The organism is Pseudomonas sp. MIL19, assembly GCF_028680365.1.
Lineage (GTDB): Bacteria > Pseudomonadota > Gammaproteobacteria > Pseudomonadales > Pseudomonadaceae > Aquipseudomonas > Aquipseudomonas spirodelae.
Genome location: NZ_JAPPVG010000011.1, coordinates 20,280 through 32,091, shown reverse-complemented (window position 1 = coordinate 32,091; position 11,812 = coordinate 20,280). Strand labels below are relative to the sequence as shown.

The window sequence follows — 11,812 nt, the reverse complement described above, 5'->3', positions numbered from 1 at the left end:
TATGTCCGTGAAACAGAACAACCTGAAAACCTGGTTCAAGAGCGGTACGCCGTGGATCTGGATGAACGCCGGCGCGGTGTCGATCGCCGTGATCATGACCCTGGGCCTGATGATGGTCATCGCCGTGCGCGGCCTTGGCCACTTTTGGCCGGCGGATATCGTTGAGGCCGACTACCAGATCCCTGGCCAGCAAGCCAAGGTGATGGCTGGCGAGGTCACCCAGATCGAAGAAGTGCCGCGTGCGCGTCTGGCGGCTTCCGGCTTGCCGGTGGAGGCTGAAGGCGGCGAGTTTATGACCCGCGAGCTGTTCAAGGTGGGTAACCGTGACGTGTATGGCGCGGACTTCACCTGGGTGGTCGGCGAATGGCTGAGCAACCTGCGCACCCCGGAAAACCTTACGGCGCTGGAGCGCCGCGAGTGGGGCAACTTCTACGGCTACCTGGTCAACGTCAAGGAAGCCGGCGAACTGGTCGCCGAAGGCGATGCCAGCTGGCCTGCACTGCAGGAGCGCCTTGAGCGCGTCGAGCAGCTGCACAAGAACCTGGTACGCCTGGAGAAGAAAGACATCGGCCGGATCAACGCCGGTCTGGAACGTATTCGTCTGCAAACCCGCAAGCTGGAGCTGCAGGGCAAGCTAGATGATGTTGCCCAGGCTGAGCTGGACGCCGAGCGCGCGCAGTGGGATGCCGAGTACAAGGTGCTGGAAACCGAGCTGATTGCCCTTAATCAGGCATTCAACCGCGACAGCGTCACGCTGAAAACCGTCGACGGTCGCGAAGTGACTATCAGCCTCGGCAAGGTGGTGCGGGCCTTCCAGCCGAATGCCATGGGCACGGGCGACAAGCTCGGCTTCTACTTCGCCAAGCTGTGGGAATTTGTCAGCGACGACCCGCGCGAAGCCAACACCGAAGGCGGCATCTTCCCGGCTATCTTCGGCACCGTGATGATGACCCTGATCATGGCCGTGATCGTCACCCCGTTCGGCGTGGTCGCAGCCATCTATCTGCGTGAATACGCCAAGCAGGGTCCGTTGACCCGGGTGATCCGCATTGCGGTGAACAACCTGGCGGGTGTTCCGGCCATCGTTTACGGGGTGTTCGGTCTGGGCTTCTTTGTCTATGTGCTTGGCGGCTCGCTGGATCGCATGTTCTTCCCGGAATCGGCCCCGGCGCCGACCTTCGGTACGCCGGGCCTGCTGTGGGCCTCGCTGACCCTGGCGATTCTCACGTTGCCGGTGGTGATTGTCGCCACCGAAGAAGGCCTGGCACGGATTCCGCGTGCGGTGCGTGAAGGCTCGCTCGCCCTCGGTGCCACCAAGGTGGAAACTCTCTGGCGTGTGGTGCTGCCCATGGCTAGCCCGGCGATGATGACTGGCCTGATCCTCGCCGTAGCCCGCGCGGCCGGCGAAGTGGCGCCGCTGATGCTGGTGGGCGTAGTCAAGCTGGCGCCGAGCCTGCCGTTGGATGGTAACTACCCGTACCTGCACCTGGACCAGAAGATCATGCACCTGGGCTTCCATATCTACGACGTCGGCTTCCAGAGCCCCAACGTCGAGGCTGCGCGGCCGCTGGTGTACGCCACCGCGCTGCTGCTGGTGCTGGTCATCGTGGTGCTGAACTTCGCTGCGGTTTATATCCGCAACCACCTGCGCGAGAAGTACAAAGCGCTGGATCATTAATCACTTGTGCCCGCCCGGTCATTGCCGGGCGGGCAGGTACGAATTGTTAGCGTAGGGAGCATCCCATGCAGCACGAAGCACATACACACGGTATCGACATGGCGGCCCTGGGCCGCGAGCGCCAGGGCCTGAGCATGGCCAATGAGCAGGTGGCCATCGATGTGCCCGGCCTGAACCTGTTTTACGGCGACAAACAGGCGTTGTTCGACGTCAAAATGAGCATTCCCAACCAGCGCGTAACGGCGTTTATTGGTCCGTCCGGGTGCGGTAAGTCGACCCTGCTGCGCACCTTCAACCGCATGAACGACCTGGTCGATGGCTGCCGCGTAGAAGGCGAAATCAACCTCGACGGCAAGAACATCTATCGCAAGGGCGAAGACGTCGCCGAGCTGCGTCGCCGCGTCGGCATGGTGTTCCAGAAGCCCAACCCGTTTCCCAAGAGCATCTACGAGAACGTGGTGTATGGCCTGCGCATTCAGGGCATCAACCAGAAGCGTGTGCTCGATGAAGCCGTAGAATGGGCGCTGAAAAGCGCGGCGTTGTGGGACGAAGTTAAGGACCGCCTGCACGATTCAGCCCTCGGCCTGTCCGGTGGTCAGCAGCAGCGCCTGGTGATCGCCCGTACCGTGGCGGTTCAGCCGGAAGTGTTGCTGCTCGATGAGCCGTGCTCGGCACTCGACCCGATTTCCACGCTGAAGGTCGAAGAGCTGATCTACGAGCTGAAATCCAAGTACACCATCGTCATCGTGACCCACAACATGCAACAGGCGGCGCGGGTCTCGGACTACACGGCGTTTATGTACATGGGCAAGCTGATCGAGTTCGGTGATACCGATACGTTGTTCACCAACCCAGCGAAGAAGCAGACTGAGGACTACATCACCGGTCGTTACGGCTGATGGCCATGTCGGAGTGCGCTGGCCTGTGTCGGCGGAACTTGCCGTACTGATATGTACTGTCTGCGTTCCGCCTCCTTGGCCAGCACCCTCCGCCAAAGTCCATCCACCTGAAAATTAGTAGGGTGCGCTGTGCGCACCATGGCCACCTAAGCCGGCAGCTTTCGCGGAGCGAATCATGATCAACAAAGAAAACCTCACCCAGCACATTTCCCAACAGTTCAACGCTGAGCTGGAGGAGGTGCGCAGCCATCTGCTGGCCATGGGCGGCCTGGTCGAGAAGCAGGTGAACGACGCGGTGACCGCGCTGATCGATGCCGACTCCGGTCTGGCTCAGCAGGTGCGTGAGATTGATGATCAGATCAATCAAATGGAGCGCAATATCGACGAAGAGTGCGTGCGCATTCTGGCTCGTCGTCAGCCAGCCGCGTCCGACCTGCGCTTGATCATCAGCATTTCCAAGTCAGTCATCGACCTTGAGCGCATCGGCGACGAAGCAACCAAGATAGCCAAGCGCGCCATCCTGCTGTGCGAAGAAGGCGAGGCCCCGCGTGGTTATGTGGAAGTGCGGCATATCGGTGATCAGGTGCGCCGCATGGTGCGCGAGGCGCTGGATGCCTTCGCACGCTTTGACGCCGACCTGGCGCTGTCCGTGGCGCAGTACGACAAGACCGTCGACCGCGAATACAAGACCGCGCTGCGTGAGCTGGTGACCTTTATGATGGAAGACCCGCGCTCGATCTCGCGCGTGCTCAACATCATCTGGGCCCTGCGCTCACTGGAGCGCATCGGCGACCATGCGCGCAATATCGCCGAACTGGTGATCTACCTGGTACGTGGCACCGACGTGAAGCACATCGGCCTGACGCGGATGAAGGAAGAAGTACAGGGCACTAAAAAAGACGACTGAGTGCAGCGGCGCTGGGTAGCGTGGGTGCGCCCGCGCTGAACAATCCAAGTTGGTGCGACATTAGTTGTATTTGGGTTGGCCTTTGGCCAGTTGCCATGACTATGCTTAAAGGCATCAGAATGGGAGTGGCCGATGAGCAAAGTCAGTGTGCTGGTAGTGGACGACGCAACTTTTATCCGTGATCTGGTGAAAAAGGGGTTGCGCGACCACTTCCCTGGCATCCAGATCGAGGAAGCCATTAACGGGCGCAAAGCCCTGCAAATGCTGACACGCAAGCCGGTAGACCTGATTCTCTGCGACTGGGAAATGCCGGAAATGTCCGGCCTGGAACTGCTCAGTTGGTGCCGCGAACAAGACAGCCTGAAAATCGTCCCGTTTATCATGGTCACCAGCCGTGGCGATAAGGAAAATGTCGTGCAGGCGATTCAGGCTGGTGTCTCTGACTTTATCGGCAAGCCATTTTCCAACGAACAGCTGATCACCAAGGTAAAAAAGGCCCTGAGCCGCGCCGGTAAACTGCAAGCACTTGCCGCCAGCGCACCGCCGAAAATGCTCAGTACTGGCGCTTACGCCAACGACTCTCTATCGGCTCTGACAGGGGGCAAGGCCGATGCGCCCAAGCCTGCGTCAGCCCCCGCCGCCCAAGCTGTGCCCACGCCGGCAGCCAGTAAAACCGCAGCGCCAAGCGCGAGCAGTGGCCGTGGTCAGGGCCAGTTGCGCTTGCCGAGCGGCACCATGAGTTGCGTGATCAAGGCGCTTAGCCTTAAAGAGGCCCTGCTGGTGGTGAAGCGCACCGAGGTACTGCCGCAGGTATTGGAAAGCGCGGTGCTCGATCTGGAGCAGGGCGAAGCGGCGGAAACTGCCCGGCTCAACGGTTATTTACATGCGGTCGCTGCATTTGAGCCAAAGCCAGACAGTGAGTGGCTACAGCTGACCTTCAAGTTTGTCGACCGCGACCCGCAGAAGCTCGATTACCTCTCGCGGCTGATTGCTCATGGCACCGTACAGAAGCACTTCGTCCCGGGGGCTTGAGCGCTTCGCCATAACGACAACGGCGCCTTAGGGCGCCGTTGTGCATTCCGGGGTGCTGCTCAGCTCGCCAACATGCGCCCACACTCTTCCAGGTTGATATGCCACTGCATGGCTTCGCGCAGGATATGCGGGGTATGGCCGCCTTTGGCACAGGCGCGCTCGAAGTAGTCATTCAGTTCGGCGCGGAAGTCCGGGTGGACGCAGTTGTCGATCACCGCCCGAGCACGTTCGCGCGGCGCCAGACCGCGCAGGTCGGCGAGGCCGATTTCGGTGACCAGGATGTCAACGTCATGCTCGGTGTGGTCGACGTGGCTGACCATCGGCACCACGCTGGAAATCGCCCCGCCCTTGGCGATCGACTTGGTGACGAAGATCGCCAGGTGCGCGTTGCGGGCAAAGTCACCGGAACCACCGATGCCGTTCATCATCTTGCTGCCACCCACGTGAGTCGAGTTGACGTTGCCGTAGATATCGAACTCCAGCGCCGTGTTGACGCCGATGATGCCCAGGCGACGGACGATTTCCGGGTGGTTGGAAATCTCCTGCGGGCGTAGGACCAGCTTGTCTTTGTAATGCTCCAGGTTGCCGAACACGCGTTCGTTGCAGCGCTCCGAAAGGGTGATGGAGCAGCCCGAGGCGAAGCGCATCTTGCCCGCGTCTATCAGATCAAAGGTCGAGTCCTGCAGCACTTCGGAGTACATCACCAGGTCTTCGAACGGCGAGTTGAGCAGGCCGCACATCACCGCGTTGGCAATCGAACCGATGCCCGCTTGCAGCGGACCAAGGTTCTTCGGCAGGCGACCCAGCAGCACTTCGTTCTCGAAGAAGGCGATCAGATGGTCGGCAATCCCCTGGGTCTCACTGTCCGGCGGGGTGACCGTGGAGTAGGAGTCCGGCTGGTTGGTGATGACGATGGCCGCAATCTTCTCCGGCGGGATCGGGATGGCGCCGCTGCCAATGCGCTGATCGGTCTGAACCAGCGGGATAGGCGTGCGGGTCGGCCGATAGGTCGGGATATAGATGTCGTGCAGCCCTTCCAGATTAGGGTTGTGTGCCAGGTTGATCTCGACGATCACGCGGTCGGCGAAGATCGCGAAACTGGCGGAGTTGCCCACCGAGGTAGTCGGCACGATGTGGCCTTCTTCGGTGATGGCAACGGCTTCAATCACCGCGATGTCCGGTTTCTTCAGTTGCAGATTGCGGATCTGCTCGACGGTATCGGACAGGTGCTGGTCGATAAACATCACGTCGCCGGCGTTGATCGCCTTGCGCAGGGTGCTATCGACCTGGAATGGCATGCGCCGCGCCAGTACACCGGCTTCGGTCAGCTGCTTGTCGAGGTCGTTGCCCAGGCTGGCGCCAGTCATCAGGCTGATCTGCAGCGGTTGGGTCTTGGCGCGCTCGGCCAAGGCGCGGGGTACAGCTTTGGCTTCGCCGGCGCGGGTGAAACCGCTCATGCCGACGGTCATGCCGTCTTCGATCAGGGCCGCAGCGTCGGCAGCACTCATGACTTTGCCCAGTAAAGCAGGCAGGCGAATGCGATCACGGTACATGGGGAACCTCGGGAAGGGGGTGTAGAGCGGCGCAAGAGTTTAGGCGCTGAACCGCGTGAGGCCAGTTCGACTAAGGTCGTATAGTGCTTGATTGAGCACTTCAGTTGGACCTCGGCTTAGACCGAAGGCCGCTTCTGCGGCCTAGGCCACAGACCATTTCAGCGACGCTCGCGGAGAACAGGCTGGACTGCTAGTCTCGTTAGGTCTGCCATTGTACAAAAATTAAAATCGAGTCGTTATGTTGGGGCGTTTATTGATCCTTTGGGCGTTGCTGTTTGCCAGTCAGGCCAGCGCGTTAACTATTTATAAGTACACCGATGCCAACGGTGTGGTCACTTACAGCGACCAGGCCGCGCCCGGTGCGCAAGTGTTTGTGTTTCGCGACCGCATGGTTGAGCGCCTGGATAACCAGGTAAAGCTGGAAACCAAGAAACACGAAGCCGGTGAAACGCTGTTGGTGCGCAACGACTTGTTCGCCCCCGTGCAGATCGAGTTACGCCTGCAAGCCACTGACAACATCACCGGTATACCGGACGAGCCGATCAGTTGGGTGCTGCCGCCGCGCAGTAAAATTCGCTTGGTGACTCTGGCACCGCGTGATGCCCGCAAACCCATGCGTTATACCCCCAAGCTGCGTTACGCCATGGGCGATCCGCGCTTGTTACCGACCCAGCAGCATTACCCGCTGCCGTGGCGCGGCGGACCGTTCCGTCTGACCCAGGGCGCTAACGGTAAGTACAGCCATTTCACCCCCAAAGGCCGTTACGCCATGGATATCGCCATGCCTGAAGGCACGCCAATTGTCGCGGCGCGCGGCGGAATGGTAGTGAAAACCGAGAATCGGCAGAGTGGGCGCGGCAATAATCCGTCCGGCAACTATGTGCGCATCCTGCACGACGACGGCACCATGGGCGTCTACCTACACTTGATGCAAGGTTCGGTCGTCGTGCGCGAGGGCAGCCGAGTCAATGTTGGCAGCCTGCTCGCGCGCTCCGGCAACACCGGCAACAGCACCGGCCCGCACCTGCACTTCGTGGTGCAGCGCAACGTCGGATTAGCACTGGAATCGATCCCCTTCGACTTCGCCAAACCGGTTAACAGCCTGCCCAACTTTGCGGTAGGCGGCGAATAAACAACCTGTTGCCGGTCCGCTTATAGTCGAGTGGAAACAGGTTTTTATTGCCGTTGGCTCTGCGCGCTAACGGAAGGCCAGGTCGCGCAGCGTCGGTTAAATGCCGCGCGACCCATGATCTGCGCCTCAATCCAGCTTGAGCACCTTGGCCAGCACGACCTTCGGGCCTTTCATCTTTTTCACGATGATGCGCAGGCCGTCGACTTCCAGCACTTCCTCTTCTTCAGGCATGCGCTTGAGGGTTTCGTAGATCAAGCCTGCCAGGGTTTCTGCCTCGACATGGTCGAGGTCGACCCCGAGTAGGCGCTCGACCTTGGCCAGCGGCGTGTCGCCGCGCACCAGCAGCTTGCCCGGTTGGTAGGCGAGGATGCCGCGTTCGGCCTTGCGGTGTTCGTCCTGAATATCGCCGACCAGGGCTTCCAGCACGTCTTCCATGGTCAGGTAGCCGATCACCTTGCCGTCGGCTTCCTCGACCAGCGCGAAGTGCGAGCCGCCCTGACGAAACTGCTCCAGCAGGTTGGACAGCGGCATGTGCCGGCCGACACGTTCGATTGGGTGCATGAGGTCGGCCAGCTTCAGCGCCGAGGGCAGCATTTCCAGCAGGGACAGGTGCAGCAGCAGGTCCTTGATGTGCAGAACGCCGACAAATTCGCCGCTGGTGTCGTCATAGATCGGGTAGCGGCTGTACTTGTGCCGGCGGAACACGCTGAACACCTCATCCAGCGCGGCTGTTAGCGGTAGGGACACCAGATCCTCGCGGGAGTTGGCCCAGTCCACCACTTCCAGTTCGCCCAGTTCGACGGCCGAGGCGAGAACGCGCATGTCCTGATCGTTAGGGTCGCTGGCGCGTCGGGAATGCAGGATCAGCTTGAGTTCATCACGGCTGTAGTGGTGCTCATGGTGCGGCCCTGGCTCGCCCTGACCGGCCACGCGCAGGATGGCGTTGGCGCTGGCGTTAAGCAGGAAGATCGCCGGGTACATCGCCCAGTAAAACAGGTACAGCGGCGCAGCCGTCCACAGCGACAGCAGCTCGGGTTTGCGGATGGCCCACGACTTGGGCGCGAGTTCGCCAATCACGATATGCAGGTAGGAAATGATAAAGAACGCGGTGAAGAAGGCGATGCCATGCACCAGCTTCGGCGACTCGATGCCGATAGCGGCCAGCAGCGGTTCGAGCAGGTGAGCAAAGGCCGGTTCGCCCACCCAGCCAAGGCCGAGGGAGGCCAGGGTAATACCCAGCTGGCAGGCGGAGAGGTAGGCGTCGAGCTGGTTGTGCACAGTGCGCAGGATATGCCCGCGCCAGCCATTCTTGGCGGCCAAGGCTTCGACCTTGGTGGCTCGCAGCTTGACGATGGCGAACTCAGCGGCGACGAAGAAGCCGTTGAGCAAGACCAGAAACAGGGCAAATAAAACCAGGCCGAAATCGGCGAAGTAAGTGGCAGCGGTGTAACTCGGGGAGGGGTCCATACAGGGTTCGGGTAGTGGATGAGCGCTACAAGGTGGGGGTTGATTGCCGGCTTTGCAAGTAGGGCGCGGCTACTGACCGCGGCGCACCATCTGCAAGGGCGGGAAGTGGCAGGTAAAGGTGCTGCCCTTGCCCAGCTGGCTGGCAATCTCCAAGCGGGCGCGGTGGCGCAGCAGCACATGCTTGACGATGGCCAGGCCCAGGCCGGTGCCGCCGGTGTTGCTGGCGCGGCTGGAGTCGACGCGGTAGAAGCGCTCGGTCAGGCGCGGCAGGTGTTTGGCTTCGATGCCCAGGCCGGTGTCCTGCACGCTGAGGTGCGCGCCCTGTTCATCACTCCACCAACGCACATGGATTTCACCTTCGTCCGGGGTGTATTTCACCGCGTTGAACACCAGGTTGGAGAACGCGCTACGCAACTCGGCCTCGCTGCCTTTGAGCTTGAGGTGCGGGTCTGCCTCCAGGCTGATGCGGTGGTGGCGCTCGCCGGACAGCGCCTGGGCATCGTTCTTGATGCTCAGCAGCAGCAGGTCAACCGCTACTGGTTGGTTATCCGAGGGGTAATCGGTGGCTTCCAGCTTGGCCAGTAACAGCAGGTCGTTGAGCAGGTTTTGCATGCGCCCGCCTTGCTGTTGCATCTGTTGCAGGGCGCGCAGCCAGCGTGGATTAACGTTTTCGACGTTATCCAACAGGGTTTCCAGATAGCCGCTGATCACCGTGAGCGGGGTGCGCAGTTCATGGGAAACGTTGGCCACGAAGTCTTTGCGCATTTGCTCCAGCTGATGCAGCCGGGTGATATCACGCACCAGCATCAGGTGCTCGCGGTTGCCGTAGCGGGTGATGTGAAATTGCAGGCGCAGGTGGTTATTCACCGGCGAAGGCAGCTCCAGCGGCTCGTTGTAATTGTGGTTGTCGAAATAGTCGATAAAGCGCGGGTCGCGCAGCAGATTGGTGATTTGCTGGCCGCTGTCCTGGGGCGTTTGCAGGCCCAGGAGTTTCTCGGCGGCGATGTTCCACCACTCCAGGTTGCCGTCGCGGTCGAGCATGACCACCGCGTCTTTTAGCGCGGCCGTGGACTCCTGCACGCGGTCGATCACCGCCTGCAAGCGTGCGCGGACTTTCTGGTCGCGGCGCTGCAGGTGATAAATGCTGTCGAGTACCTCGCCCCACAGGCCGTAGCCTTCCGGCGGTGCCTCATCCCCCTCGCGGGTGCGCAGCCATTTGTGCAGACGCAGCAGTTGCTGCAGATGCCAGCCGAGGTAGCCGGCCAGGCCGATTACCAGGGGCCAAGCGTATTCGCCGGTGATCAAGCCCAGCAGCAGGCAAACACCGCCGAGCACTAACAATTGACGTATCAGGGAGCCGCGCCAGTCTTGATTCAATTCAAACTCATCCGCCAATCAATCCATGGTTGCCAGGTGCGAGTAGCAAAAGCGGCCTAGCTTTTGGTGGAAAAACGGTAACCCGTGCCACGTACAGTCTGCACCAAATTCTCGTAGACCTCGCCGAGGGCTTTGCGCAGGCGCCGAATGTGCACATCGACCGTGCGTTCTTCAACATAGACGTTGCCGCCCCACACCTGATCAAGCAATTGGCCGCGGGTGTAGGCGCGCTCTTGGTGGGTCATAAAAAATTGCAGCAAGCGGTATTCGGTGGGGCCCATTTCCGCCGGTTTGCCGTCGATGGTCACGCGATGGCTGATTGGGTCGAGCAGCAGGCCGCCAACTTCGATCGGCCCTTCACTGTCAACGGGGCCGGCGCGGCGCAGCACGGCTTTCAGGCGCGCGACCAGTTCGCGCGGGGAAAACGGCTTGGTGATGTAGTCATCTGCACCGACTTCCAGGCCCTGGATCTTGTTGTCCTCTTCGCCCTTGGCGGTGAGCATGATGATCGGAATATCGTTGGTCAGCTCATCGCGCTTGAGCCGCCGCGCCAGCTCGATGCCGCTGGTGCCGGGCAACATCCAGTCGAGCAGAATCAGGTCGGGCTTGCGGTCGACAATGATTGCGTGGGCCTGCTGGGTGTTCTCCGCTTCCAGGCACTCGTAGCCGGCCATCTCCAGGGCCACGGCGATCATTTCACGGATCGGTGCTTCGTCATCGACGATCAGGATGTTCTTGCCAACCATGGATCAAACCTCAAGTCATCTCGCTGTAATGGCCTGCATTAGATAACGGAATTATTGCAGCCATATGACAGTCGCGCGGCACTGCCTTGTAACACGCCTCCTAGCCGCGCAAGGCGTAGTCGAGCACTAGGCCAAGAAAGATCGCCAGTCCGGCCCAGTGGTTATGCAAAAAAGCATTGAAACAGACCATGGGTTGGCGGTTGCGGGTCACGTGGAATTGCCAGGCAAAGCAGCCCGCCGCCACCACTAAACCGATATGGAAGTACAGCCCCAGCTCAAAGCGCGCCGCCGCCAAGAGCAGGCAAAGCAGCGCCAGGCCTTGCAGGGTGAGGATGATCAAACGGTCGGCATCGCCGAACAGAATGGCGGTGGATTTCACCCCAATTTTCAGGTCGTCTTCGCGGTCGGCCATGGCGTAGTAGGTGTCATAGGCCACCGTCCACAGCAGGTTGGCGATGTACAACAGCCAGGCCTCGGGCGGCGGCATCTCCCCAGTCACCGCGCTGAACGCCATCGGCATGCCCCAGGAAAACGCCGCCCCCAATACCACCTGTGGATAGAAGGTGTAGCGCTTCATAAAGGGGTAGCAGGCCGCCAGTGCCAGGCCGCCAAACGACAGCCAGATGGTGGTGGCATTGGTAAACAGCACCAAAACAAAGCTGGCCGCCACCAGGACGACGAAGAGGATCAGCGCCTCGCGCGGTTTGACCTTGCCACTGGCCAGGGGCCGCGCCTGGGTACGGCTGACATGGCCGTCGAAGTTGCGGTCGGCGTAGTCGTTGATCACGCAGCCGGCGGCGCGCATAAGGAATACACCGGCGATGAAAATAACCAGGTTTTTTGCGCTCGGCACACCTTCAGCCGCTACCCAGAGTGCCCACAGCGTTGGCCACAGCAGCAGGTACATGCCGATGGGTTTTTCCAGGCGCATTAGCTGGATAAAGTCCCAGGCGCGTGGGTGCAGGCGGTTGAGTGAGTGCAGCAACTGGGTATACATCGAGCGCGTCTCCGTGCGGGTTGC

At 60.7% G+C, this 11,812-nt stretch carries 10 protein-coding genes and 1 pseudogene; 5 read left to right on the top strand and 6 right to left on the bottom strand.

What is annotated here, in order from left to right; all coding sequences use genetic code 11:
* Positions 1 to 244 precede the first annotated feature (244 nt).
* A pseudogene (locus tag N1078_RS19665) lies at positions 245 to 535 on the bottom strand (hypothetical protein); the annotation flags it as partial.
* Between the two features lie 291 nt (positions 536 to 826).
* Between N1078_RS19665 and pstA the strand changes: the two are divergent.
* From pstA to N1078_RS10030, 4 genes are all read left to right on the top strand, one after another.
* Positions 827 to 1,678: a phosphate ABC transporter permease PstA gene (gene pstA, locus N1078_RS19660; protein WP_411912053.1), complete on the top strand. Its 852-nt coding sequence runs from the start codon at positions 827 to 829 to the stop codon at positions 1,676 to 1,678.
* Between the two features lie 65 nt (positions 1,679 to 1,743).
* Positions 1,744 to 2,577, top strand: coding sequence for a phosphate ABC transporter ATP-binding protein PstB (pstB, locus tag N1078_RS10040; protein ID WP_274088031.1), 834 nt, complete (start codon positions 1,744 to 1,746; stop codon positions 2,575 to 2,577).
* Positions 2,578 to 2,752: 175 nt separating this feature from the next.
* On the top strand, positions 2,753 to 3,484 hold the full coding sequence (gene phoU, locus N1078_RS10035; protein ID WP_274088030.1) for a phosphate signaling complex protein PhoU: 732 nt from the start codon (positions 2,753 to 2,755) through the stop codon (positions 3,482 to 3,484).
* Positions 3,485 to 3,616: 132 nt separating this feature from the next.
* Positions 3,617 to 4,516, top strand: a complete 900-nt coding sequence (locus N1078_RS10030; protein ID WP_274088029.1) for a response regulator — start codon at positions 3,617 to 3,619, stop codon at positions 4,514 to 4,516.
* Positions 4,517 to 4,575: 59 nt separating this feature from the next.
* Here N1078_RS10030 and N1078_RS10025 read toward each other — a convergent pair whose 3' ends face one another.
* Entirely contained in the window at positions 4,576 to 6,069 is a 1,494-nt protein-coding gene (locus tag N1078_RS10025) for an acetyl-CoA hydrolase/transferase family protein (RefSeq protein WP_274088028.1), read from the bottom strand.
* A gap of 238 nt (positions 6,070 to 6,307) precedes the next feature.
* Here N1078_RS10025 and N1078_RS10020 point away from each other — a divergent pair, with 238 nt between their 5' ends.
* Positions 6,308 to 7,201 (top strand): peptidoglycan DD-metalloendopeptidase family protein, encoded by an 894-nt coding sequence (locus tag N1078_RS10020; RefSeq protein ID WP_274088027.1) that lies wholly within the window; start codon positions 6,308 to 6,310, stop codon positions 7,199 to 7,201.
* Between the two features lie 126 nt (positions 7,202 to 7,327).
* Here N1078_RS10020 and N1078_RS10015 read toward each other — a convergent pair whose 3' ends face one another.
* The 4 genes from N1078_RS10015 to ubiA form a co-directional block, all read right to left on the bottom strand.
* Positions 7,328 to 8,668 (bottom strand): hemolysin family protein, encoded by a 1,341-nt coding sequence (locus N1078_RS10015; RefSeq protein ID WP_274088026.1) that lies wholly within the window; start codon positions 8,666 to 8,668, stop codon positions 7,328 to 7,330.
* 69 nt (positions 8,669 to 8,737) lie between these two features.
* Positions 8,738 to 10,045: a phosphate regulon sensor histidine kinase PhoR gene (gene phoR, locus N1078_RS10010; RefSeq protein WP_274088025.1), complete on the bottom strand. Its 1,308-nt coding sequence runs from the start codon at positions 10,043 to 10,045 to the stop codon at positions 8,738 to 8,740.
* Positions 10,046 to 10,101: 56 nt separating this feature from the next.
* Positions 10,102 to 10,791 carry a phosphate regulon transcriptional regulator PhoB gene (gene phoB, locus N1078_RS10005; protein WP_274088024.1) on the bottom strand — a complete coding sequence of 230 codons (690 nt, stop codon included), beginning with the start codon at positions 10,789 to 10,791 and terminating at the stop codon, positions 10,102 to 10,104.
* Positions 10,792 to 10,891: 100 nt separating this feature from the next.
* On the bottom strand, positions 10,892 to 11,788 hold the full coding sequence (ubiA, locus tag N1078_RS10000; protein ID WP_274088023.1) for a 4-hydroxybenzoate octaprenyltransferase: 897 nt from the start codon (positions 11,786 to 11,788) through the stop codon (positions 10,892 to 10,894).
* Positions 11,789 to 11,812: the final 24 nt, after the last annotated feature.

Excerpts from the sequence above, each read along its gene's own strand:
- pstA (WP_411912053.1), top strand. The coding sequence starts at position 827 with ATGGGCACGGGCGACAAGCTCGGCTTCTACTTCGCCAAGCTGTGGGAA.
- pstB (WP_274088031.1), top strand. The coding sequence starts at position 1,744 with ATGCAGCACGAAGCACATACACACGGTATCGACATGGCGGCCCTGGGC.
- phoU (WP_274088030.1), top strand. The coding sequence starts at position 2,753 with ATGATCAACAAAGAAAACCTCACCCAGCACATTTCCCAACAGTTCAAC.
- N1078_RS10030 (WP_274088029.1), top strand. The coding sequence starts at position 3,617 with ATGAGCAAAGTCAGTGTGCTGGTAGTGGACGACGCAACTTTTATCCGT.
- N1078_RS10025 (WP_274088028.1), bottom strand. The coding sequence starts at position 6,069 with ATGTACCGTGATCGCATTCGCCTGCCTGCTTTACTGGGCAAAGTCATG.
- N1078_RS10020 (WP_274088027.1), top strand. The coding sequence starts at position 6,308 with ATGTTGGGGCGTTTATTGATCCTTTGGGCGTTGCTGTTTGCCAGTCAG.
- N1078_RS10015 (WP_274088026.1), bottom strand. The coding sequence starts at position 8,668 with ATGGACCCCTCCCCGAGTTACACCGCTGCCACTTACTTCGCCGATTTC.
- phoB (WP_274088024.1), bottom strand. The coding sequence starts at position 10,791 with ATGGTTGGCAAGAACATCCTGATCGTCGATGACGAAGCACCGATCCGT.
- ubiA (WP_274088023.1), bottom strand. The coding sequence starts at position 11,788 with ATGTATACCCAGTTGCTGCACTCACTCAACCGCCTGCACCCACGCGCC.